Below are 25,173 nucleotides of genomic sequence, written 5' to 3'. Positions count from 1 at the left end.
TCGCAGATGGAAGAAAGACTCTACTGAAAAAAGGCCAAAAATCGGGTTTTTACACGTGAACCACTCAGGTAATTTCGGCCGGACAATCGAAAAACCCGGTTTTTTCAGTGAACTCAAGAAAGAATCTGTGTAATCTGCGTAATCTTTGAGGCAGAATCTTTTGGGTTGTGGCTTGTCCACGTTAGGGTTGACAATGAAACAAGATGCGGAATTGCATTGTCAGCTTGAAGGAGCGGCAAGGAAATGAGTTCGCCATCTTGTTTGTTTCCGCTCCTTAGGGCGTGGGCGTGGCCAGGATAGTGCCTTTGGGAATTTCCTGCTCGTAGGGAGGTGCGGGGGGCGGCGGGTCGTCGGTAAAGATAACGTTGGTGAAGCCGAGTTTGTTCAGGAAGGATTCCATATTGTCGCGGGCGGTTTCGTTGGCTTCCTGGAGAATGCCGGCATTCAATGCCTCCTGCAAAATCGCCTGTTCCGCCTCCTGACGTACCTGCGTCTCCAACCGCGGGTCCACCTGCGCGAACAACCCCTTGTCCCGGTCGGCCACGTAGGACTGCTCATTGTCCAGGCTGTAGTGCAGCACTTGCGCGTCCGGCAGGTGGACCATCACCGTCTCCGGGTCAACAATTTGCAGGTCTTCGATTTGCACCTCGCTGAGATCAATGCCGGCAATCACATCCCCCACCGCTACAAAAACCAGACTCTCCCCCAACGCCCCCCAGAGCACATCCTGATTCCGCTCCGCCGTCACCACCTTTTGTAGCGAATAGGAAGCCGTCTCCAGATTGTTGAGCCGATTGATCTCGCGCACAATGGTCACCGGATCGGGCAAGATGACGGGCGTGGCCTCCACCGCCAACTGCTTGAACAGATCGGAGATGGGTTGGGTGACGGTTTGGGCCGCGCGCCCGGCGGCTATCACGGAAAAAATGACGAGACTGCTGGCGGAAATGCCGGCAATCAAGAACAATATCAACATCACATACGCCAGCCGTCGCAGCAAAGACGACGACCCACCCTGTCCCCCATTGGTCTTTACCTCTTTTTCATCCATCATACGGTTCACCCTTACCAATCAACTATCAGGCCGGAGTTGTCTTTTACTGCCCGGTAAGGCAAAATTGCCAACCATGCTGGTAGCCACCTGTGTCCTCAAAATTCAACTCTACGGTGTTCATTCTCTTAAAGACAAGCGTCAGGTCGTTAAATCCTTGCTCACACGCCTGCCCCGGCAATTCAACGTCGCCGTGGCTGAAGTAGACCATCAAGACATCTGGCGCACGTCAGCCATTTGCCTGGCAACCGTCGGAACCGATGCCGCTTATCTGCACAGCCTGCTGGAAAAATCGGTCCGCTGGGTAGAAGAGCAACGACCCGACATTCACATCGAACAATACGAAATTACCTTCCGTTAGGGTGCGACACCCTGGCAAACTTTCCCGTAAAGATACCATGATGCCTCATCTTCCCCAACGCAAACTCGCCGCGCTTCTTTTTCTACTGGCGCTCCTGACGTGTGCCGGCATTCGCTCCGCCCACGCCGCCGCGCCCTCATGGCAATCAAGCGACATCACGCTGACCGTGACGGCAGGCTTCGACGGGCAATACAAGCGGGGCAACTGGGTTCCAGTGTACATCACCATCGCCAACAGCGGCAACGCTCTGGATGGTACGCTGCGCATTGTCACCGGCAACGCGACGCTGGAAACCGACATCCGCTACGATTCGCCCGTCTCATTACCCACGCAGTCCAACAAGCGCCTTGTTACATACATCTACCTCCCCGACCTGATCGACGCCGTCACCGTGACATTGCTCGATGGGCAGCAGGAAGTGGCGCAGGCAAACTCCAACCGTTTACAAAGCCTGGAACAAGATATGCTGCTGTACGGCGTCGTCAGTCCGCTGCCCGATGAATTAGGCTTCCTGGAAACGGTGACGGGAGCGCGCACGCAGGCGGCGGTAGCCGTGCTTAAACTGGAGGATTTGCCGGAAGCGCCCGCCGCGTGGGCGGCGCTGGATGTTCTGGTCCTGAATGACGTGGACACAGGTTCCGTCACGCCGGCGCAGCAGGAGGCGCTGCAAGCCTGGCTGGATACGGGGGGGCAGCTTGTGGTCACGGGCGGTCCCGGCTGGCGGCAAACGGCGGCGGCGGTGATGGATTTGCTGCCCGTAACCCCCACGGATGCGCGTTCGGAAGCGGATTTGCCGGCACTCAGCGCCGCCACCAACACCCCCTTCCGCGATCCCGGCCCCTACGTCGTCACCACCAGCAGCCTCAAGAGCGGTGAACTCCTCTACCGCCAGGACAACCTCCCCCTGCTGGCACGACAGTCTCACGGACGGGGCAGCGTCTACTTCCTCGCCCTGGACCCCCAACTGGCTCCCCTGGCAGACTGGGACGGCAGCCCCATCCTCTGGCAAACCATCGCCGACACCATTCCCACGCTGCCCTACTGGGCGCATGAACCACGCAACGCCTACGCCGCCGCCGCCGCCGTGGAAAGTCTGCCAAACCTTGTATTACCCTCCATCTTTCAGCTTATCTTCTTCCTCCTGCTGTATGTGATCCTGATCGGCCCCGTCAACTACATGGTGCTGAAACGGCGCAAGCGGCTGGAACTCGCCTGGGTGACCATTCCCGCGCTGATCATCCTTTTCAGCGGCGCGGCTTATTTCACCGGTTTCCGCCTTAAGGGCAACGAGACGATTGTCAACGAAATGTCCGTCGCTTATGGGGGGGCCAATGCGGATACGATGCGCGTCCACACGCTGATCGGCCTCTATTCGCCGCGGCGGCGGGCGTACGATCTGACGATGCCGCCGGCGACCCTGGCCCGCCCATTCGACCAACGGGGCATGGATATGAACAGTGGGGGAAATGCCGGCATCGAACGCACCCAATCCCTGACAATCCGCAACCTGCTCGTAGACGTCAGCGGCGTGCAAACCGTGATCGCCACCGGCTATGCGCCGATGCCGGCATTCACCGGAACCACCCGCGTCAGCATCGAAGGCGACAGCGCCCAATTCAGCGCCCAACTGCAAAACAACAGCGACATCACCCTGGAATCCGCCTCCATCCTGTTTGGCGGCACCGTCTACGCCGTCGGCGACCTGGCCCCAGGAGAAAGCAAGCCCGTATCCTTCGCCCTGAACGGGGCATCAACGCCGTCGTCGCTCTTCTCCCCCACCTCCTCCGTCCCCACCCGCTACGCGGTTCCCGGCGGTTCCGTGCTGGCAAACAACTATGCCACGCTTCTCGGTTCCAGCGACTACTACGACGATCGCCGCCTCTATCCGCGAGCGCAATTGTTGGACTCGCTGGCGTCCGCCGGTTACGGGCTGGAGCGACCCCCACAAAACACGGCCACCCTGATTGGCTGGTCCAACACCAGCCAACTGGAAGCCAGCACCTACCCGGACAATGCCACCCAGTTGAGCACGACCCTCTACTTTATTGAACTGCCGCTGCGCGAAGAGATTACGCTCGAAGGACAGACGACGACACCTACCGCGCTCTGGTCCTGGGAAGTTCTGGCAACCAATGGCGTCTACGAACCATCCCCAGACGATCTATTCATCGTTTCCGGGTGGGTAGAATTTGAGTATCTACCCTGGGCCAGGCTGCAAATGCTGACGCCGGAAAAAATGGAGCTGCTGCTTCTGGAAGCGAACAACCCCACCAGTTTGCCCACGCCGGAGGTGCGGCTCTGGGATTGGGGTCAGGAGCTATGGGTCGTCCTGCCAGACGTGCAGTGGGGCCTGACCCCCGTGGCGGATTTCGCTCCCTTCCTCGGCGAGAACAACCGGGTGCGCGTGCGGCTGCGCTATGACAATCCCGATGGCGCGCAGATCAGAAGCGTGTTCCCCGTCTTGACGGGCGAACTGCGCTAAAAACAAGCAACGGTAAACAACTTCCGGGAAGTTGGTCGTAGATTATGGCGACGGACAACGGAAAACGAGCGGTTCTATGGCAAGTATTATTGAGATCGACGGGTTGACGAAACGGTACGGAACGTTGACGGCGCTGCACGAGTTGACGCTGAACGTGGAAGAGGGGGCCGTGGTCGGTTTTGTGGGGCCGAATGGCGCGGGGAAGACAACGACGATGCGCATTCTAACCACGCTACTGCAACCAACGGCGGGCACGGCGCGGGTAGCGGGGTACTCCGTCCTCACGCAGCCGCGCCACGTGCGCCGCGTCATTGGCTATATGCCCGACTTTTTTGGCGTCTACGAAGACATGAAGGTGTGGGAGTATCTGGACTTTTTCGCCGCCTGCTACGACATTCCGGCGCATACCCGTGCCGGCATGATCGATGACCTGCTGGCATTAGTAGACCTGAACCACAAGAAAAATGACTTTGTGGAAAGCCTTAGCCGGGGCATGAAGCAGCGGCTCTGCCTGGCGCGCACGCTGGCACACGACCCGCGAGTGTTGATTTTGGACGAACCCGCCAGCGGCCTGGACCCGCGCGCGCGCATTGAGATGCGCGAACTGCTGCGCGAATTGAAGAACATGGGTAAGACCATTTTCTTCTCCTCGCACATTCTCTCGGAAGTGGCCGATATTTGCACAAGCGTTGCCATCCTGGAAGCGGGCCGCCTGATTGCCTTCGGAGATATGCAGCAAATGAAGCAGCAGCTTCGCCCACACCGCCTGTACGAGATGCGGGTGCTGCATGGCCTGGAAGCGGCGCAGGAACGCTTGCTACACACGCCACAGGTGACGTCGATCCTCACCGCGCCGGAGGTGGAAATGCCGGCAAATGCAATCCGCTTTGATTTTGTAGGAAATGACGAGGCGTTGAGTGAGTTGTTGGTGGGGATGGTGAATGCCGGCATTCCCGTCATCCATTTTGGCGAAGAACAAAGCGACCTGGAAGACATCTTCCTGCAAGTGACGCAAGGATTGGTGCAGTAGCGCATGGCCGCACCGCCCCACACGAACACGCCACCGGCCTACCTACGCCTGCTGGCCCAGCCACATCGCTTGTGGCGCTGGTTGCGTGATCTACGCCACAATCCCATCTACCGCCGTCAGCGCGGGGATTGGGGCCGCCCCAATCCCCTTTTTGACCAGGCCAGCCGATTCGCCCCCTTCATCTTCCTGGGCGCGCTGATCATCGGCGCGTGCGGGGGGTGGCTCAATCCGGCGCTGTTCAGCAGCCAGAGCAGCAGAGATGCTTTCCTTGCCTGCATCGTCTGCCTGCCGGCCATTATGTTGAACGTCCTCACCTGGTACGGCGTGATTATGGCCCCGGCGCTGACGGCTCCGGCTATTGGGATGGAGATAAATGCCGGCACTTGGGACAGCATCCGCACCACCCCCTACAGCGACATCACCATCCTCTGCGCCAAATTCCTCGGCGCCATGGCCCGCCTGCGCATCTGGCTGCTGCTAGGCATATTCAGCCTGCTACACGGACTTCTCCTATTTCTCTTTTCGCTCTACCTCAGCAGCACCGCACCCAAACAAGCGATTTCCTCCCTATTCGTTAGCGGCTTCACCGCTGTGCGCCCCTGGCTGGAAATCATCACTGCCGGCATCCTGGGCATGAACCTCTCCACCCACATCCGCTCCACCACCCTGGCCCTCGCCGCCAGCTATGCCGGCATTCTCCTGATCAAACTACTCACCAACAACCTGCTCTGGACCCTCCTCTTCAACAGCAGCAGCACCGTCCTTCCCATCGGCGGCCCCATTCTCGTCTACCTCCTCCTCATCGCCGCCCTCACCCTGAATCTGCTCCGGCGCGCCCCACGCCTGGGCGAATTCGCCTGAAACAGTCACGCCTATGTCCGCTTTCTACCAGGCCGTCCACCGCTGGCGCAACAACCCAATTGTCCTGAAGGAACTGCGCGGGCGCATGCGCGGGCGGCGGGCGTTTGTCGTCCTCAGTATCTATCTGTCGGTGATGGCCGGGCTGGTGGTCCTCGTCTACACCAGCCTCTATTACAGCACGGGGGCACTCAGCAATCCGAATATGGCGGATGCCGGCAAAACCATCTTCAGCATGGTCCTTGTCGTCCAGGGATTCCTCGTCTTCTTCATCGGCCCCATCTTCACCACCGGCGCCATCACCGGCGAAAAGGAGCGACAAACCTACGAACTGTTGCGCACCACCCTCCTCTCCGCCCCCGCCCTGCTGCTGGGCAAACTGGCCTCCGGCCTGGCCTACATCCTGCTCTTGATCATCGCCTCCATCCCCATGCAGAGCATCGCCTTCCTCCTCGGCGGCATCAGCTTCACCGACCTGGCCCTCACCCAGGCGGTCATCCTCACCTGTGCCCTCACCTACGCCATGCTCGGCCTCTATTGCTCCACCATCACCCGCGGCACCATCTCGGCCACCGTCATCACTCTTTCCGCCGTCTTGCTCTCCCTCATCGGCCTGCCCCTCCTCTTTATCCTGGCCGACATCTTCAACTTCCCCTACTACCGCCTGCTGCCCCACAACGGCGACCTACTCATGGCCTCCGCCAACGTGATCGGCAGCCTGGCCAACATCATGAGCGGGCACGCAATCTTCGGCTCCCTGCTGCCCACCGCCCTGTTCATGGGGCTATACGGTGGCCTCACCCTCATCCTGTTCGCCCTGGCCCTGCGCCGCCTGCGGCGAACCGCCGACCGGTGAGCCATGCCCGCTCTCCATGCGGAGGTCGGGGGTGGGCGTTTGGGCTTTCCGGGTGACGGGCAGGAATCCCACGCAGGTTGATCGCGGTTTCTCGCCGCGGAGTGGCGGATCGGCTGTGGCTAATCTGCCCCGCCCATACTACAATGTAAAGTGACATGAACGACATCTATTCCGGCAACACCGGCTATTTTAGAACCCGCTTCGGCGATAATCCCGTGGCCGTCAAAGAGCTACGCGGACGGATGCGTGGCCGCCGCGCCTTCGCCATCCTCACTATCTATCTGACGCTACTGTCCACGTTTGTCACACTCGTTTATCTCGCCTTTGTTGCCGGCAGCGGCGGCAGCGGCCCAGACCTGCGCCTCATCGGAAAGTCCACCTTCTATGCCCTGGTTCTCACCCAGTTGTTCCTCGTCGTCTTCACCGCGCCCGCCTTCACCGCCAACGCCATCACCGGCGAACGGGAGAAGCAAACATACGAAATCTTGCGCACCACATTGCTCACCGAACGCGCCTTCGTCCTGGGCAAACTACAATCCGCCCTGGCCTACGTGCTACTGCTGATCATCACCGCCATCCCCTTGCAAAGCATCGCCTTCTTTCTCGGCGGCGTCTCGCTCGCGGAAATGCTCATCTCCCAACTCATGCTCACGGTGGGCGCGCTCACCTACGCCCTACTCGGCATCTACTTCTCCAGCTTCATGCGCAGCACTCTGGGCGCGATCATCGCCACCACAACCGTCTCTTTTATCCTCACAGTAGGCTTTCCCATGATGGGCTTGATCGTCGGCTCCGTGATCGGCCCAATCATCATGGCCGGCGCAGCCACTCCGGCGTGGCCCATGGGCGTGATGACTATTTATGGCGGAATAGGTCTGGCGGCGACGAATTTGCCGGCATCTCTCATCATCAGCGAACTCATCCTCGTCCAGGAAGGCAGCCTCTGGGGCTTCTCCCTCCCCTTCCTCGGGCGCTCCCTCTACATCCCCTCCCCCTGGTACCTACAACTCATCTGCTACCTCTTCTTCACCTGGCTCCTCTACACACTCACCGTGCGCAGCCTGCGCCGTGCCAGCGCCACTTGACACAAGGAAAACGATGAACACCGCCACACCATTCGCGGAATTAACACAACGGCTGCGCACCTGGGACCGACGGCGACGCGGGCGCGACAGCCTCATCTGGGGGCCACGCGGCCTGCTGATTGGCCTGCTCGCCGCCGTGCTGCTGGCGGCGGCAGCGCGGCTGCGCCCCTTGCTGGATGGCCGCGAACTCCTCTGGGCCACATTGGCGCTGGCGCTATTGGGCGTGGCAGCCGGCCTCGTTGGCGTCCTCACCCGCCGCCGCGACCTGCTGGCCCAGGCGCACTTCGCCGACCGCCAGTTTCGCCTGCAAGAGCGAACCAGCACCGCCGTGGAAATCCAACTGAACGCGCTGGTCGTCCCCCCCACCCTCGCCCAACAGCAGCTCCAGGACACCTTGCGCGCCAGCGCCCAACTGGACACCCGCGCCCTGCTCCCCCTGCGGCTACATCGCCAGGATTGGCTGATGATCACCCTGGCGCTGATCCTGCTGGCGCTCAGCTTCTACCTGCCCAATCCGCAACACGACCTGCTACGGGCGCAACGCGCCGTGGCAGAAAGCATCCAGGCCCAGGAAGAAGCCCTGCAAGCCCTCATCAACGAAATCCAACAAAACCCCGCCCTTAGCCCGGAGCAGCAAGAGGAGCTGACCCAACCCGTGGAAAGCGCGTTGCAGGCCTTGCAGGAAGGGAATTTGGGCCAGGAAGAAGCGGTCGCCGTCCTCTCGCAAGCGGAAGCCGACCTGCGCGACCTGGCCGCCAGCCACGACGTTTCCGCATTGCGGCAGCGACTGCAAGAAGCGGGCGCGCCGCTGGCGGACAATCCCGCCGCCCAATCGCTGGGACAGGCGCTGCAAAATGGCGATTTGAGCGGGGCCAGCACCGCCGCCAACCAATTGGCGGACCAACTGCCGCAAATGAGCGCAGCAGAGCAGGCGGCTTTGGCGCAGGATTTGCGCGAGGCGGCGCAGGCGCTGCAAACGATTGATTCAGAACTGGCGCAGCAGTTGGCCGAGGCCGCCGCGTCGTTGGAAAATGGAGACGTGGCGGCGGCGCAGCAGGCGCTGCGGCAGGCGGCGGGCACGCTGCAACAACGGGCGCAGGAAACAGCGGCGGCGCAGCAGGCCGCCCAGGCGGCGGCGTCGCTGGCGGCGGGGCGGGAGGCGGTGGCGCAGGCGGATGGGCAGAGCGGCCAGAGCGGCCAGCCGCAGGCAAACGGCGCGCAAGGCCAGCAAACTGGCGATACAGGCCAGACTGGGCCGGGCAACGAGGGGGCGGGGCAGGATGGGTCGCCCATTCAAGGTCTGGGCAATGAAGCGGACACAGGCACGGAAGATGCGGGCGGACCGGGTGGACCGGGGCCGGGCGGCGGCCATGTGGAGAATGTGTATGTGCCGCCGTTGGCGGCGTTGAGCGATGAGAATGGGGTGCAGGTGGAATTGCCGGCGGAATGCCGGACCAACCCCGCCGCCTGTGGTGCGCTGCTCCATGAAAACGCCACCGAATTCGGCGATGAACAGAGCCTGGTGCCGTACAGCCAGGTTTATGGCGATTACCGCGATGCCGCCTACGAAGCGTTGGACAGCGACTATATTCCATTGGGCATGAAGGAATTCGTGCGCGACTATTTTGCCTCGCTGGAACCGTAGGCGGACAATTATTTACGCGCGGTAACGACGAACGCTCTCTGGGACCAATTTCACGCGCTTATTGGCCATTTTCAAGAGACAATTGGTCCAATCTGGCCTGGCAGTTACCACGCGCGACGATACATAAAATTCCTCGATCATCACAAAGGATGCCGGCACAATCATGACCACAACTGAGCAAAGCGAATTGAGCGCGGCGACCTTCCGCGAAACCGCGGCCAACATAGAAACAGAACTGGGCAAAGTCATCGTGGGGCAGCGGGACGTGGTGCGCCATGTGCTGGTCGCCATCCTCGCCGGCGGACATGCGCTGCTGGAGGGCGTGCCCGGCCTGGGCAAGACGATGCTCATTCGCACGCTGGGGCAGGTCTTAGACCTCGCATTCAGCCGCGTCCAGTTCACGCCTGATTTAATGCCGGCAGACATCACCGGCACGGAGATCATGGAAGAAACCGCCGGCGGACGCCGCGATTTCCGTTTTCAGCAAGGCCCCATCTTCGCCAACCTGGTGCTGGCCGACGAAATCAACCGCGCCACGCCCAAGACACAATCCGCCCTGCTGGAAGCGATGCAAGAACAAACCGTCACCGTGGCCGACCATACCTACCCCCTGCCCTCCCCCTTCTTCGTCCTCGCCACACAAAACCCGTTGGAAATGGAAGGAACCTACCCGCTGCCCGAAGCGCAGCTAGACCGCTTCCTCTTCAAAGTCAACGTCCCTTTCCCCTCCGCCGACGATCTGACCGAGATTTTGGCGCGCACGACCGGAAAAGCATCGCCACAACCGGCGCAGGCCGCCGACGCCGCCCAGATCGTGGCCATGCAGGCCCTGGCGCGCCAGGTTCCCATCCCCAGCCACGTCAGCCAGTTCGTCAGCCGCCTGATCATTGCCACCCATCCCGGCCAAAGTCCCGCGCCGCTGGTAAATCAGTTTGTGCGGTATGGGGCCAGCCCGCGGGGGGGGCAGGCGCTGGTGTTGGGCGCAAAAATCACGGCGCTGCTGGCGGGTCGGTACAATGTGAGTTATGAAGATATTGCCGGCATGGCCCCCGCCGCCCTGCGCCATCGCCTGTTGTTGAATTTTGAAGGCCAGGCGGAAGGCATTCGTCCCGACGCGATCATCGCTGACGTTCTCGCCAATCTGCCGCGTTCCTGACGAGGTTTTGAGATGGGTGCGCAATCCGCTGTGAAGAAGGAAATGCCGGCACGCCTCAATTGGCCGCCACCACAAGGCGCATGGACCTACATCTGCCCCTGCTGATGCTTTTTGACGAAGCCAACCTCCGCAAACTAGAGCAACTAACCCTGGTCGCCAACCGCATCCGCGTCGGCGCGATGAAAGGGGACCGCCGCAGCCGCAAGCGTGGCTCCTCCATTGAATTCGCCGACTACCGCGACTACACACCCGGCGACGACCTGCGCCGCCTCGACTGGAACGTCTACGCTCGCCTGGAGCGCCCGTTTGTGAAGCTGCTGGAAGAGGAAGAAGACCTCTCCGTTCACCTGCTTGTGGACGCCAGCGGCAGCATGGCCTGGCCGCCGGACGCCGCCACGGACAAACAGCGCTACGCCCTGCGGCTGGCGGCGGCGCTGGGCCACATCGCCCTCACCACCGGCGACCTGCTCACCGTCACCCTGCTGCGAAGCGCCGGCAATCAGACCTGGGGACCCTATCGTGGCGCATCCCAATCCATCCGCCTGCTGCAATTCCTGGAAGTCGCCCCAAGCAGCGGCGTCACCGACCTGAACCTCTCCCTGCGCCGCTACGCCACGCGCGCCCGCCGCCCCGGGCTGCTGTTCCTCCTCAGCGATCTGCTCTCCCCCAACGGCTACGAAGCGGGATTGAACGCGCTGCTGGCGCGCGGCTACGAGGTCGGCCTCCTGCACATCCTCAGCCCAGACGAAGTCTCCCCTGCCGCCGCCGGCGACGTGAAGCTCATCGATGTGGAAACGGGCGCGGACGCCGAACTCACGCTCGACGTGGGCATGGTAGACATCTACCGCCGCCGCCTGGAAGCGTGGCGCGCCGAGATCGCCGACCACTGCGCCCGCCGCCGCGTCCACTATATCCCCATCACCACCGACACCCCCTGGGACAAACTCGTACTGCAAACGCTGCGCGCGCAGGCTGTGGTAAAATGAGGGAAACGATCGGGCGCGGCGCACTTTCCAGGCGCGGCGCGCTTCACAGGTGGCAATATGGACAACGGCACACCCTTAAAATTGAGGCTTAAATCCCTCAAGCTCACCAACTTCAAAAACTTCCAATCCGTCACGCTGGAACTGGGGCCAACAACCGTCATCATCGGGGCCAACGCCACCGGTAAAAGCAACTTGCGCGAAGCATTCCGCTTCCTCCACGCCATTGGCCGCGGCTACAGCCTGGCGGAAATCGTCGGCGGCAAATCCACCGAGTCCGGCGAGCGCGTCTGGTCCGGCATCCGCGGCGGCATGCGCGAACTGCCTTTTAGGAAGAAAGAGAGCTTAGAAATTGACGCGCGTTTTGAAGATAAGGCAAACAAAGACAGCTTCATCTACACGATCAGGTTTGTGATTCAATCAATAGATAAACTAAGTCTGGCCCATGAATCACTTACCAGAAACGGGGAAACGGTGTTCAGCACTCTCACAGATACTGAAGCAAACATGAATGTGGTTGTGCCAGCGTTTGTGAAATTCATACATGAAACAGATCGACCTGTTTTGCCAATTGTTGATTCTCGCCCTCAATCCTCGTTTCTTGAGAACGAGTTTGTCGCGCGCGTCTTGTCGCCAGAGCTTGAGACTAAACGCCCACCCGTAATGGAATTATTGCAAGGGCCCATATCCAATGAAACAGCCTCACTGATAGTTACAGCAGTAGAAAACAGATGGTCGCTATTACATAACCAAACCTCAGCCATCCTCGAAGTATTTCGCAATTTGCGATTTTTTGACCTAGACATTGAAACTATGCGACAAACGTCCCGTCCAGGACAGTTCGCACTTAGCGAAAATGGAAGCAACCTTTCTGCTGTGCTTTATGAAATCTATCAAGACCCTGGTCGCAAACAACGTGTCCTTACCTGGCTACACGAATTGACCCCAATGGATGTGGAGAGTTTTGACTTCTTCACCGACGATCTAGGAAATGTACGACTGCAACTGGTAGAAGCAGATGGGCGCAAAACTTCTGTCTTTAGCGCGTCTGACGGGACGCTCCGTTTTCTGGGCATTTTAACGGCAATGCTAGGGCCGCAGCCCGCTTCACTTTATTTCTTTGAAGAACTGGAGAATGGCATTCATCCGGCGCGGCAGTATCTGCTGCTGCAATTGATTGAGCAGCAAGCGGGCAGCGGCAAGACCCAGGTGATCATCACCACGCATTCGTCCTCGCTGCTCAACAGCGTCCGGGGCGAGACGTTGGAACATGCCTATCTGCTCTATCGCCCGGAGGGCCGGGCAGACGCCACGCTGACGCGCCTTCTGGATATGCCGGATGCCGCGCGCCTGGCGCAGGCGCAGGGATTGGGCCGCCTGCACGCTTCCGGCTGGTTTGAAAATGTGATGAGCTTTGCGGAAGACGAAAAACCAGAGGCGGTATCGTGAACGTCCTTATCATTCTCGAAGACTTCACCTATGACCAACACATCCTGAAGCCGTTGGTACAGGCCATGTTCAGGGCATTGGGGAAAGCACGCGCCAGGGTCGCGGTGTGTTTTGAACCCCAACTGGGCGGTGTTGAGCAGGCGTTGGGCGCGACCCAAATCATGGAAATCGTCGATCAATACCCTATGGTAGACCTGTTTCTGTTGTGCGTGGATCGGGACGGAAAACCCGGAAGACGGGCGGCGTTGGACAAAATCGAAGCCGCGGCGCAGGATACGTTGCGCACGGATGCCGCTCTTTTTGGCGAAAATGCCTGGCAAGAAATTGAAGTGTGGGCGCTTGCCGGGCACGATCTGCCCCCTGAGTGGTCGTGGCGCGCTATTCGAGAGGAAGTAGCCGTGAAAGAACGGTACTTCTTCCCTCTGGCACAGCGGAATGGTCTGCCTGATGATGCGCTTTTGGTTTACAAGACCATGGGGCAGGCAGCGGCAAGAAGGTACCCGCGCGTGCGCCAATTGTGTAGCGAAGATGTAGGCAATCTGCGCAACCGTATTGAAAACTGGCTCAATCAGCCCGCTCATTTGCCCTGATGTCCTTTCTCACCCCGCTTTTTCTCTTACTGGGTTTGCTGGCCGGGCCGATTGTACTGATGTACATGCTGCGGCTGCGGCGGCGGGAGATCACGGTGAGCAGCACGTTGCTCTGGCAAAAGCTGCTGCGCGACCGGGAGGCGAATGCGCCCTGGCAGAAGCTGCGGCGCAATTTGCTGCTGATTTTGCAATTGCTGATTCTGGCGGCGTTGGTGGTGGCTCTGGCGCGTCCTTTTGTGCCTGTGCCGGCATTAATCAGCGGCAGCATCGTGGTTTTACTGGACGGCTCCGCCTCCATGCAGGCCACGGACGTGGCCCCCAACCGCTTTGCGGCAGCGCAAGAAGAAGTGGCGCGACTGATCGGCGGGTTGAGCGGCACCGACCAGATGACCATCATCCTCGTAGGGCGCACACCGCAAGTGCTCACGCCCGCCACAAGCGACCGCGCCGTGCTGCGGACCGCGTTGGCGGCGGCGCGGCCAGAACAGGGAGAAGCGGATTGGGCGGCAGCGGCGGCGCTGGCCATCGGCGCGGCGCAAGGATTTCGGGATGCGCGCATTGCCGTCGTTTCCGATGGCGGGCTGCCACGGGATTTGCCCCCGTTCCCCGCGAATACCATCTACGTTGCCATCGGCCGGCAAGGCGAAAACCTGGGCATCAGCGCCCTGGCAACCCGTGCAGGCGCCACGGGCGTGGAACTGTTCGCCAGCGTCACCAACTACGGCGCCGCGCCACAATCCGCCCTCATCAGCCTGCGCCTGGACGACGCCCTCTACGACTCCCGCCGCGTCACCATTGACCCGGACACCGCCGCCAACCTCACCTGGCAGCTACCCAATGGAACCACCACCATCGCCGCGCAGCTCAGCGATAATGCGGCGGACGCTTTCCCGCCGGACGACGTCGCCTGGGCTGTACACCAGGGGGGCGCGGGCAGCCGCACGCTTCTCGTCACTGCCGGCAATTTGTTCCTGGAACAGATTTACGCCGTGCTGCCAGGCATTAACGCCTTCAAGACCGGCCCGGACACAGACCTGGCGGCCAACGTCGAAGAACCATTCGACCTGATGGTCTACGACGGGGTGACGCCGCCCACGCCCCTGCCGGACGCCGACTTGCTGTTGCTCAATCCGCCTGCCGGCATTCCCGACCTCTTTACCGTCACCAACCCCTTCTCCAACACAACCGCCATCCGCGTCGCCGACAACCCCCTGCTGCAATTCGTAGACTGGACCAATGTCCACATTCGTGAAGCGCGCCAGGTCAGCGCCCCCGGTCTGCAAACGCTGGTCGAAGGGGAAGGCGGACCGCTCATCCTCATAGGCGAGCGCGGGGCGCGTCGCGTGGCGCTGTTGACGTTCGATCTGCGTGATTCTGATTTGCCCTTGCAGGTGGCCTTCCCCATCCTGATGGCTAATTTGACGGATTGGCTCACGCCGGGACAGGCGTTTGCCGCCGCGGATGCGCTGCGACCCGGCGACGCGGTGCGCCTGACGCCAGGGACGAGCGCCACGCTGGTCCAGGTGCGCAAACCGGACGGGAGCGACTGGTCGGCAACGGTGGATGAATCTGATCTGCTGTTTACGGAGACGGCGCAACCCGGACTGTATCAGGTGATGGCGCGGGATAATGCGGGGGACCGGAATGCCGGCATTTTCCCCATCAACCTCTTCTCTCCCCAGGAATCCCACATCATGCCCGCCGCCACCATCGACCTGGGGCAAAAAACAGCCACCACCGCCGGCGACAGCGACATCGGGCAGCGCGAGTTATGGCCCTGGCTGGCCGTCGTCGCCCTTCTCATCCTCATTGCCGAATGGTGGGTCCATCATCGCGGTCCACGCTGGCCGCAAATTCACCTCCCCAACCGCCGCTGACACATGAGGATCATCTGAGCAGGTCATCGGGAATTGCGGCCATGCACCAAACGACGGTACAATACCCTCGCATGTCGATCCGAGTTCATTTCCCCTTTGCGCGCGCCTGGTCGCCGCTGCTCCTGCTGCTCTTGCTGCTGCCGGCCTGTGCCCGTTCCCGCCAGAACCAGGGTGAATTTGCCGGCACATTCCCCACCAAAGCCGCCGTCCAGCAGATCATCTCCGCCACCCCCCTGGAAGTCAGCTTCGCCGAACTAAACGAAGCGCCCCAATTGTATCAAGACCAACTCATTCGCGTGCGTGGCACGTTCACCCGCCTGCCCCTGCCCACCTGCGCCCCCAATCACGGTCCGCGCACGACCTGGGCCTTGATTGCCGACGAACTCCGGCTGGACGCCGCCGGTCTGGAGGGAATTTTGCCGCTGATTCCGCGCAACGCGCAGTTGACGGTGGACGGCATCTGGCGGTTGTATTCCGGTCCATTGGGGTGTGGGAAAGAGCCGGATGCCGGCAACGCCTGGTACCTGCAAGCGCAATGGATCGTCTCACCCAACCCCCTCACCGACGCCGACCAGATCGCCGACGTTGCGCCGCAGCCGGGCGGCGGTGACTTCCTCGGACCGCCAGACGTGCTGCCCACCGCCACCCTCACAACCACGCCCACGCTAACGACCCCCATCCTCCCCCTCCTCTCAACACCCACCCCATCAGCAACACCCCCCCTGCTCACGCCGACGCCGACCAACACGCCGCCGCCATCGCTCACCGCTACCCCCACGCTCACGCCCAACCCCCTGGCCACGGACACCCCCACGCCCACGCCCGGCCCCTCCCTCACGCCCTCCATAACGCCCACGCCCACGATCACGTCCACGCCGACGCCCGTAACCACGACCCCTAACGTCTTCGCCACAGCCACGCTGGGCACGCCCCCGCCCACCTTCACCCCCGGCGGCTATCCCGCCCCCTCGCCCGGTCCCTATCCATAATCAAATCAAACGATGACACAGCTCTTTCACTCGATTGCCACCGCGCCCGCGCGGATCACCACGCCCGCCTGGTGGTTTGTGTTTGATAACGGCCATTTGCTGGTGCGGGACGACGGTTCCCGTTATATGGTCCCCACCACCGCTGAATTGGCGTTGTTAGGGCTGTCCCCGCACCACACGCAATACCTGGGGCGGCTGGGGGAGGTTGATTGTTTGTCAGGGGATGTACGTGCCGGCATTTCCCTCCCCGAAGGATGGCGTTTTCTTGGACTGCGCCGCCTTTTCGACCGCATCGACCCCGACCTGCTGCGCGTCGCCGTGCGCGCCGTGCAAATCGTCGCCTGGGACCGCAACACGCAATTTTGTGGCCGCTGCGGCCAGGCGACGCAACTGAAACCAGACGAGCGCGCCAAGCTCTGCCCCAACTGCGACCTTACCACCTACCCGCGCATCTCGCCCGCCATCATCGTCGCCGTCACCAAAGGCGACACCCTGCTGCTGGCCCGCGCCCACCGCCATCCACCCGGCTTCCACAGCGTCCTGGCGGGCTTCGTAGAGCCAGGCGAGACGCTGGAAGAAGCGGTCGAGCGGGAGATCAAGGAAGAAGTCGGCCTGGAAGTGCGGAACATTCGCTACTTTGGCAGCCAGCCGTGGCCGTTTCCCGACTCCCTCATGCTGGCCTTCACCGCCGAATACGCCGGCGGAGAAATCGTGCTAGAGGAAACTGAAATCGCCGCCGCGGGCTGGTACCGCGCCGAGAACCTCCCGCTCGTGCCACCTCCTGTCAGCATCGCCCGCGCCTTGATCGACGCCTTTGTCAGCGCGCACGCTTCGCACTGATCCGCTCATTCCCTGGCATCTTTTCACTTTAGATGATAACCTTCCCCTGGGCAGTTCCGTAGCCCAACGACCATTAACTGCCGTCCATTGCTGATCACATTCCACGGATTGCCATTGCCTCATGGTATTGTTCTCATTGTGTTTGCAACACGCCTGACACATACCTCATAATCGTCACCACGGTCAGACTAAGTAACCGTCCGAAAACAACTTCACACTTTTTATGGACGGTTACAGTCCAGCTATCATGGATAGCCGCTGTCCGCACATTTCCGCTAACTTAGCGGACAGCCACTAACTGGTATCAATAACAACCAGGTGTTTTCCCATTTTCAGGAGAGGTGAAGTAATGAAAAGTCGTTTTTCGCTCAAGTTGTTCCTGATCGGCCTGGCGCTGGTTATCCCACTGGCGCTGCTTGCCAATCACTTTTTGCAACCCACGGGGGTGGTCCGCGGCAAATCATCGGCTGCGCCATTAACCAGCGAACTATCAGCGGAACAGCAGTTGGCGCAGGAGTTGGCGCTATCTGATCCCCGCGTCCTCGACTACACGGCGGGCAAGCGCGCCGAGGTATTTGGCGTCCGCGCCGTCGGGGAGCATTTTCCTGTTTCCAGCAACGCCTGTGCCCAAGCGGATTGCCGGCAAGTTGAAATGTACATCTTCAACGAAAACGCCGCCGTAACAGCCATCGTAGACATCACCGGCCAGCAAGTACTGGATGTCTTCTACCAACCAGGCGTCCATCCCGGCATCAACAAACGACTCGCCGACAGAGCATTGGAGATAGCCATCAACAGCCAGCCCGTCATCGACGCCCTCGGCTTCAAACCCACCCAGGCGGACATGGCCCCGGTTGAGTCCGGGCTGGTGGGCACGGACTGCGATAACGGCCACCTCTGCGTCGGTCCCACATTTGAGCTGGGCGACCGCATTCTCTGGGCCATCGTGGACCTCACCGACGAAAAACTGGCAGGCCTCAACTACACCCGCATGGAACCCAATCCGCCCAACAACACTATCCCCTTCGAACCAGAAGGGGGTTGCCCCTCCCCCGGCGTCGTGAATCGGGATGGCTGGCAGTTGAGTTACGAAGTGACCGGTACGGACGCGCTGCGCGTGTACAACGTCACCTACAATGGCGTCCTCGTGATGACCAGCGGCAAAGCCATCGAATGGCACGCCGACTACGGCGTTTCCGGCTACACCGATTACACCGGCTGTGGCGGCGGCGGCGGCGGCTTCCACATCAACCCCTATGGCGAAACCCAGGTCGTCGACATCTACGACAACGGCCAGGCCAATGTGGTCGGCTTTGAAGTCATTCAAGACTTCCGCATGTCCAACTGGGGCAACTACTGCAACTATCGCTACGAACAACGCTTCCAGTTCTACAACGATGGCCGCTTCCGCACCGTCGCCGGCGCTTTTGGCAAAGGCTGCGGCGACAACGCCATCTACCGTCCCCTCATGCGCATTGACATTGCCGTCGCCGGCGACGACGCCGACACGTTCGCTACCTGGGACGGTGCGGCCTGGCAAGATCAGTCCGTGGAAAACTGGTGGTCGCAGGGCGCGCCCTACACGCCTGAAGGCTACGCCTGGCGCGTCATGGATCAATCGGGCGCCGGCTACTACATGGAACCAGGCCAGGACAACAACTTCGGCGACCTCGGGCGTGGTGATGATGCCTTCATTTATGCAACACAGCATCACGCTTCCGAAGGAGACACGGACCTGGGCATCATCGGCACGTGCTGCAACGACAATTATCAGCAAGGGCCGCACATTTATCTAAACAACGAAGCCATCAACAACCAGAACATCGTGATCTGGTACGTGCCCCAATTCGTCACTGACCCATCCAATACGGACGGCGACGGGTACTACTGTTGGACGATATCCGGCGAACCGAATCCCGAAACGTACCCCTGCTGGGGCGGCCCCATGTTTGTGCCCATCCCGCAGCAACCGGCGGCAGCCGACATTGCCGTGGATCCCCCCTCTCTGGAAGCCACCCTTGCTTCCGGCGGCACCACCACAGGCTCCTTGACGATCAGCAACAACGGGCAGGCCGACCTGAACTGGGTCATCAGCGAGGAAGGGGCAAATGCCAATCCGTTGAATCTGAGTCTGGTTCCCTACGTTTCCGGGTTGGCGGAGCCGTTGAATGTGACCAACGCGGGTGATGATCGGCTCTTCATCGTGGAAAAGGCGGGACGCATCCGCATCGTGGACGGCAACGGTAGCCTGCTGCCAACGCCCTTCATGAACATTGACCCCCGCGTCGGGTCGAATGGCAGCGAGCAGGGCCTGCTCGGGCTGGCGTTCCACCCCAATTATGCCAACAACGGCTATTTCTACGTCAACTACACGAACAACAGCGGCAATACGACAGTATCCCGCTTCAGCGTCACCGAAGACGCCAACATTGCCGACCCCAACAGTGAGCAGATTCTGTTCACCGTAGCGCAGCCGTACAGCAACCACAATGGCGGAAACCTGCGCTTCGGCAGTGATGGCTACCTGTACATTGGCATGGGCGACGGCGGCAGCGGTGGTGATCCGGGCAATCGGGCGCAGAATCCGCTGGAATGGTTGGGCAAGATGCTGCGGATCGACGTAGACAATGGCTCGCCCTACGCTATCCCCGCCGACAACCCGTTCGTGGGCGACCCGGGCACGTTGGATGAAATCTGGGCGCTGGGCGTCCGCAATCCCTGGCGATTCAGCTTTGATCGGCTGACCGGGGACCTGTTCATTGCCGATGTGGGCCAGAATAACTGGGAGGAAATTGACTACCAGGCGGCCAGCAGTGGCGGCGGCGAGAATTACGGCTGGCGCTGTTATGAAGGCACGCACGCCTACAACACGTCGGGTTGCCAGCCGTACAGCAGCTACGACGCCCCCATCTTTGAGTACAGTCACGGCCAGGGCTGCTCCGTCACGGGCGGCTATCGGTATCGCGGCACAGCCTATCCGGCCATGTTCGGGCACTACTTGTTTGCCGACTATTGCAGCGGCAACTTCTGGAGCCTGGTCGCGGATGGCAATGGGGGTTGGAATTCCTACGCATACCCGGCCGCGGGTGGTTTTGGCATCGTCTCCTTTGGTGAAGATAGCAGCGGCGAAATGTACGCGGCGAACATCTCTACCGGCACGGTCTACCATGTGACGGACAACTCGCCGGACAGTGGCATTGATTGGGCCAGCGCCGCGCCTACGAGTGGCACGACGAGCGGCGGCGGCTCCGACGAGGTGGTTGTCACCTTCGACGCCACCGGGCTGGCAGCCGGTACGTATACGGGCAACCTGATTATCACCAGCAACGACCCGGATACGCCGGAACTCGTTTACCCGCTAGTGCTGACGGTAACGGGTGGGCAAACAATGCGTTCTGCCGGCATTGGTCTCTGGGGACAGCAGGTTGGTTCTTACGTGATCGCGCGTGGTCTGGTGTTGGTGCGGGATGGCAACAATGCCGCCGTACCCGGCGCGGAAGTACACGTGACCTGGACCAAACCCAATGGCACGACCACGAATCAAATCGGCACCACCGCGGCGAACGGCACGGTCTGGTTCCAGACAGGCAGCCTGACCACGGGTGCGTACACAATCACCGTCACCAACATCGTCAAGACAGGCTACGTGTTCGACCCGAACAGCAGCGTCCTCTCTAAGACGATTACGATTCCGTAGCGGTTACGCTATTACTCAGGTGCGACGCACATTGGCCGTGCGTCGCACCTGGCTATGCCCATGACGATGCCCAATCTCTCTGACCGTCTGTATTGGCGCGAAAAGCCACGCGGGCGCGCGCCGGCCATGTACCAGCAGTGGCGCGATCTGCTGTTCTTACATTGGCGTGTGGAGCCAGAGATGATCCAGCGGACGCTGCCGCCAGGGCTGTTTGTGGATACGTTTGAGGGGAGCGCGTTTTTGGGGCTGGTTCCCTTTTTTATGCGCGAGATTCGGCCACGGTTTGTGCCGGCATTTCCCCCCATCTCCAACTTCCTCGAAACCAACGTGCGCACCTACGTCCACGACGCCAACGGCACGCCCGGCGTCTGGTTCTACTCCCTCGACGCCAGCCAACCCCTGGCCGTCCTCATCGCCCGCGCCTTTTTCAAACTCCCCTACTTCCACGCCCGCATGAACGCCCAACGCGACAATGCCGGCAACATCCGCTACACCACCCAACGACGCGGCCTGGACACCCCCCCATCCGTCTTCCACTACCAGGGCAGCGACCGCCCCCACCTCGCCGAGCCAGACACCCTCACCTTCTTCCTCGTGGAGCGCTACATCCTCTTTGCCAATCCCCCATCCGGGCTGCACACCGGGCAGGTCCACCACGTCCCGTATCCCGTGCAACCGGCCAACGTGACCCGGTGGGACGGCTCGCTGCTGGCACTGGCCGGCTTCCCCAACCTGCGACGCCCCCCGGACAGCGCCCTCTACTCCCCCGGCGTGGACGTAAACGTATACGCGCTGCAAAAATGAAGGACGAGGGGCGACCTCATCTTCCCCGAAGTTGTTGGCCGAGTAATTGCGGATAAAGTTCGTCATTCATAATTCATACGGTTATACTTGACCTCGTTATCCGTAAACGCTCGCTGCGTCGCGCTTTGGCGTGCCAGCCGGTCTCAAACAAAGTAGGGGAACATTATCGTGGTCAGTTCTGACGATTTCCGCAAAGCACTCGCGCAGTTCGCTTCTGGCGTCACCGTGGTGACGACCATGTACCAAGAGCATCGGATTGGCGTTACAGCCAGTTCTTTTTCCAGCCTCAGCCTGGATCCGCCGCTGGTGTTGGTTTGCTTCGGCAAGCATCTGTTTACGCACAAGGCGATCAGCGAGTTTGGCGCGTTCTCGATTAATCTTTTGAGCGTGGATCAGCTTGATTGGGGAATGCGGTTTGCCGGCATGCAGCCCGAGGTGAAGGATCGATTTGCCGGCATCGACGTACAAACCGCCGTCACCGGCTGCCCCATCCTCCCCGGCTGCCTCGCCTGGCTCGACTGCAAAGTGTGGCAAATCTACGACGGTGGCGATCACGCCATCTTCGTCGGTGAAGTCATGGCCGCCCACGCCACCGCCGACAACAGTATGCCGCTGCTTTACCACAATCGCCAATGGCAAAGCTGCGCCGCCCTACCGAAATAAAAAGAGGGACGCACGTCTGACAGTGCGTCCCCCTTGCGGGAGCTTACAAGAGACGTACCGGGCGGGGGCGATCCGCATTGGGCAGCCATTCCAGGAGTTCAGGCACCTGCTCATCGCGGCCCGGCCTGTCCGGCACCAGGCGGAAAAACGTCAACTGGATGTCGCTGCGCGTGAGGCGGTCGCTCTCATTAAAAGAGGGCAGCCACGCGCCCGTGTTCACGTACCACTGGCGGAATGGGGCGTTGGTGCCGGCGGCCTGGGTCAACTCCCGTACGCGGGCGCTGTGGTTGTGGCCGAAAATGTAGTAGGGGACGGCGGCCTGAATGCCGGCATTATCCGGCTGATTAAAAGCCACGCAAATCCGTTCCGCCACATTCGTCAACGACACCAACGTATCAAACCGATTCAACTGCTGCGTCAACAGCGTCTTCCCCACAAACGATCCACCCGCCCCCAACAGCAACCAGGCCAGCTTGCGCCACTCGCCACGCACGAAAGCGCGCAAAGCCGTGAGCGCGCTGGCGCTCAACGTCACGTTTAACCCTAACGAACCCGCCGTCATCAGGCTGGTGCGATTCCCCATGGCCCCGGCGGCCTCGTGCATCTCGTCACGGATGGTGATGATCTGCTCCCAACGATCCGGGTGCAGGGGAATTTGCGGCGCGCCCTCTTTGGGCGTGCCGGCATTCTTCAACATCCCCGGTGCGCCTTTAATCGGGTCCGCCTTCTTCTTAATCAGGTTGGTCAAGCTGCGCACGATAATGCGCCGCTGGCGAATGACCATTTGCAGCGTGTCTACCGGCTCCTGATCCAGCGCCCAGCGAATGTAGCGGGTAATCGGTTTGATGTTGTCGGCGAAGGGGTGGACCTGTTCGACCTTGTTGAAAAAGTAGCGCACGAAGAAGGAACCTGCCGGCAATTCGATCATCTCCGGGCGATCCGGCAACACGGGAGCCAGCACGTCGTTGAAGGCGTTTGGCGGGTCGTACTGGTTGCCGTGTTCCACGAAGAACAGGCCCGGCTCGTAATAAAACCAGGGGGGGAACTGAATAGATGCCGGCACAACATCCGCGATAGAAGCGGGCAGCGCCTCATCCCAGGGCAGCGGCGAATCCACCTCCTCCCCGCGCATGCCGGCAGCGCGCCACGCCGCATACGCCGCCGCCACCAGCGCCCGCATCCGCGCCTGCACGGCAGGCCAGTACGTCTCCACGTCGTGGTTCCCCTTCAAAAGGATGACTTCCTGACCGGGCTGCGCCAGGAACCAGCCCAACGCCTGGAAAAAGACAGGATGGCCGGCGGCGATCTGCTCCAGCTTCCACACAATCTCCGCGCTGCGCGTGCCCAGGCCGTACTCCTGCTCATTCTGGCTCAGGTCAGCATGACGTCGCACGCCCCGCACCGCTTCCAGTTCGTCCCCTTCCGCCGGCAGTTTCGTCACCTGCAAGAAGTCGAAAATGTCCCCGTTCACCACCAGCTTCCACGGCTTGCGATAATGCGCCGCGGCTTGCGGCTGTCGGCTCAACTGCACGTGATACACCAGGAAACGCGCAAACCCGTCATCGTGAAAGAAATCCTCGTTGGGCGAAAGCAGCCCCGTGCGCGGGTCGCGTCCTTCACTCAAATGCAAGTCACTGACAAACAGATAATTGTGTGAGGTGGTCATCTTCTTTTCCTTATGCCGGCATTCGCCGCGCCCACGCCTCCCTGCCATTCAACCTACTTCCTGCGCTGCCCGTGCGCCGCCGCACGCCGCACAGTATAACACACCCGCGACCAGTCACGCACTTGTAGGACAAGACGCCATCTTGTCCAGGGCAATTCGGCGAATTGCCCTACGTCCCCGCGCCCACTGTAGGACAAGACGCTGTCTTGTCCGGGGCAATTCGGCGAATTGCCCTACGTCCCGCCACGCCGCCCACTGTAGGACAAGACGCTGTCTTGTCCGGGGGCAATTGCAATCGGCGAATTGCCCTACGTCCCCGCCCCACTGTAGGACAAGACGCTGTCTTGTCCGGGGCAATTCGGCGAATTGCCCTACGTCCCCGCCCCCACTGTAGGACAAGACGCTGTCTTGTCCGGGGCAATTCGGCGAATTGCCCTACGTCCCCGCCCCCACTGTAGGACAAGACGCTGTCTTGTCCGGGGCAATCGGCGAATTGCCCTACGTCCCGCCACGCACGCCCACTGTAGGACAAGACGCTGTCTTGTCCGGGGCAATCGGCGAAATTGCCCTACGTCCCCGCGCCCACTGTAGGACAAGACGCTGTCTTGTCCAGGGGGCAATTCGGCGCGAATTGCCCTACGTCCCCCAGGCGCCCACTGTAGGACAAGACGCCGTCTTGTCCTGGGCAATTCGGCGAATTGCCCTACGTCCCCGCGCCCACTGTAGGACAAGACGCCGTCTTGTCCAGGGCAATCGGCGAATTGCCCTACGCCCCTGCGCGCTCACTGTAGGACAAGACGCTGTCTTGTCCTGGGCAATCGGCGAATTGCCCTACGTCCCCGCGCCCACTGTAGGACAAGACGCTGTCTTGTCCGGGGCAATCGGCGAATTGCCCTACGTCCCCGCGCCCCACTGTAGGACAAGACGCTGTCTTGTCCGGGGCAATCGGCGAATTGCCCTACGTCCCTGCGCTTTCACTGTAGGACAAGACGCTGTCTTGTCCGGGGCAATCGGCGAATTGCCCTACGTCCCCCGCGCCCACTGTAGGACAAGACGCTGTCTTGTCCAGGGCAATTCGGCGAATTGCCCTA

19 protein-coding genes are annotated in these 25,173 nt (G+C 61.0%); 17 read left to right on the top strand and 2 right to left on the bottom strand.

All coding sequences use genetic code 11. The features are described 5' to 3' along the window. Nucleotides 1–274: 274 nt before the first annotated feature. Nucleotides 275–1,054 carry a DUF4230 domain-containing protein gene (locus H6650_07835; GenBank protein ID MCB8951907.1) on the bottom strand — a complete coding sequence of 260 codons (780 nt, stop codon included), beginning with the start codon at nt 1,052–1,054 and terminating at the stop codon, nt 275–277. Nucleotides 1,055–1,127: 73 nt separating this feature from the next. On the opposite strand from H6650_07835, the gene H6650_07830 reads away from it, so the two are divergent. From H6650_07830 to H6650_07750, 17 genes are all read left to right on the top strand, one after another. Continuing rightward, nucleotides 1,128–1,412, top strand: coding sequence for a DUF503 domain-containing protein (locus H6650_07830; protein ID MCB8951906.1), 285 nt, complete (start codon nt 1,128–1,130; stop codon nt 1,410–1,412). Nucleotides 1,413–1,449: 37 nt separating this feature from the next. Continuing rightward, nucleotides 1,450–3,894, top strand: a complete 2,445-nt coding sequence (locus tag H6650_07825; protein ID MCB8951905.1) for a hypothetical protein — start codon at nt 1,450–1,452, stop codon at nt 3,892–3,894. 76 nt (nt 3,895–3,970) lie between these two features. After that, on the top strand, nt 3,971–4,924 hold the full coding sequence (locus tag H6650_07820; GenBank protein ID MCB8951904.1) for an ABC transporter ATP-binding protein: 954 nt from the start codon (nt 3,971–3,973) through the stop codon (nt 4,922–4,924). Between the two features lie 3 nt (nt 4,925–4,927). After that, nucleotides 4,928–5,785, top strand: a complete 858-nt coding sequence (locus H6650_07815) for a hypothetical protein (protein MCB8951903.1) — start codon at nt 4,928–4,930, stop codon at nt 5,783–5,785. 13 nt (nt 5,786–5,798) lie between these two features. Further along, nucleotides 5,799–6,638, top strand: coding sequence for an ABC transporter permease subunit (locus H6650_07810; GenBank protein MCB8951902.1), 840 nt, complete (start codon nt 5,799–5,801; stop codon nt 6,636–6,638). Between the two features lie 155 nt (nt 6,639–6,793). Continuing rightward, nucleotides 6,794–7,723 (top strand): ABC transporter permease, encoded by a 930-nt coding sequence (locus tag H6650_07805; protein ID MCB8951901.1) that lies wholly within the window; start codon nt 6,794–6,796, stop codon nt 7,721–7,723. A 13-nt stretch (nt 7,724–7,736) separates the two neighbouring features. After that, nucleotides 7,737–9,368 (top strand): hypothetical protein, encoded by a 1,632-nt coding sequence (locus H6650_07800; GenBank protein ID MCB8951900.1) that lies wholly within the window; start codon nt 7,737–7,739, stop codon nt 9,366–9,368. Nucleotides 9,369–9,531: 163 nt separating this feature from the next. After that, on the top strand, nt 9,532–10,524 hold the full coding sequence (locus H6650_07795) for a MoxR family ATPase (protein ID MCB8951899.1): 993 nt from the start codon (nt 9,532–9,534) through the stop codon (nt 10,522–10,524). 80 nt (nt 10,525–10,604) lie between these two features. Then, nucleotides 10,605–11,510 (top strand): DUF58 domain-containing protein, encoded by a 906-nt coding sequence (locus H6650_07790; GenBank protein MCB8951898.1) that lies wholly within the window; start codon nt 10,605–10,607, stop codon nt 11,508–11,510. A 57-nt stretch (nt 11,511–11,567) separates the two neighbouring features. Next, nucleotides 11,568–12,956 (top strand): ATP-binding protein, encoded by a 1,389-nt coding sequence (locus tag H6650_07785; protein ID MCB8951897.1) that lies wholly within the window; start codon nt 11,568–11,570, stop codon nt 12,954–12,956. Then, entirely contained in the window at nt 12,953–13,546 is a 594-nt protein-coding gene (locus H6650_07780; protein ID MCB8951896.1) for a hypothetical protein, read from the top strand. Before H6650_07785 ends, H6650_07780 begins: the two co-directional genes overlap by 4 nt. Next, nucleotides 13,546–15,423 (top strand): VWA domain-containing protein, encoded by a 1,878-nt coding sequence (locus H6650_07775; GenBank protein ID MCB8951895.1) that lies wholly within the window; start codon nt 13,546–13,548, stop codon nt 15,421–15,423. Before H6650_07780 ends, H6650_07775 begins: the two co-directional genes overlap by 1 nt. A 71-nt stretch (nt 15,424–15,494) precedes the next feature. Further along, nucleotides 15,495–16,412 carry a hypothetical protein gene (locus H6650_07770; GenBank protein ID MCB8951894.1) on the top strand — a complete coding sequence of 306 codons (918 nt, stop codon included), beginning with the start codon at nt 15,495–15,497 and terminating at the stop codon, nt 16,410–16,412. Nucleotides 16,413–16,424: 12 nt separating this feature from the next. Further along, nucleotides 16,425–17,252 (top strand): NAD(+) diphosphatase, encoded by an 828-nt coding sequence (gene nudC / locus H6650_07765; protein ID MCB8951893.1) that lies wholly within the window; start codon nt 16,425–16,427, stop codon nt 17,250–17,252. Between the two features lie 349 nt (nt 17,253–17,601). Continuing rightward, nucleotides 17,602–20,949, top strand: a complete 3,348-nt coding sequence (locus H6650_07760) for a PQQ-dependent sugar dehydrogenase (protein ID MCB8951892.1) — start codon at nt 17,602–17,604, stop codon at nt 20,947–20,949. A gap of 126 nt (nt 20,950–21,075) precedes the next feature. Then, nucleotides 21,076–21,753 carry a DUF2071 domain-containing protein gene (locus tag H6650_07755; GenBank protein MCB8951891.1) on the top strand — a complete coding sequence of 226 codons (678 nt, stop codon included), beginning with the start codon at nt 21,076–21,078 and terminating at the stop codon, nt 21,751–21,753. Nucleotides 21,754–21,921: 168 nt separating this feature from the next. Further along, entirely contained in the window at nt 21,922–22,416 is a 495-nt protein-coding gene (locus H6650_07750) for a flavin reductase family protein (protein ID MCB8951890.1), read from the top strand. Between the two features lie 43 nt (nt 22,417–22,459). On the opposite strand, the gene H6650_07745 is transcribed toward H6650_07750, so the two are convergent. Next, nucleotides 22,460–24,082 (bottom strand): hypothetical protein, encoded by a 1,623-nt coding sequence (locus tag H6650_07745; protein MCB8951889.1) that lies wholly within the window; start codon nt 24,080–24,082, stop codon nt 22,460–22,462. Nucleotides 24,083–25,173 lie beyond the last annotated feature (1,091 nt).

It is taken from the genome of Ardenticatenales bacterium (assembly GCA_020634515.1).
Taxonomy (GTDB): Bacteria; Chloroflexota; Anaerolineae; order Promineifilales; family Promineifilaceae; genus JAGVTM01.
Note: the sequence above shows the minus strand (reverse complement) of the source record. Positions and strands in the feature narration are given on the sequence as shown.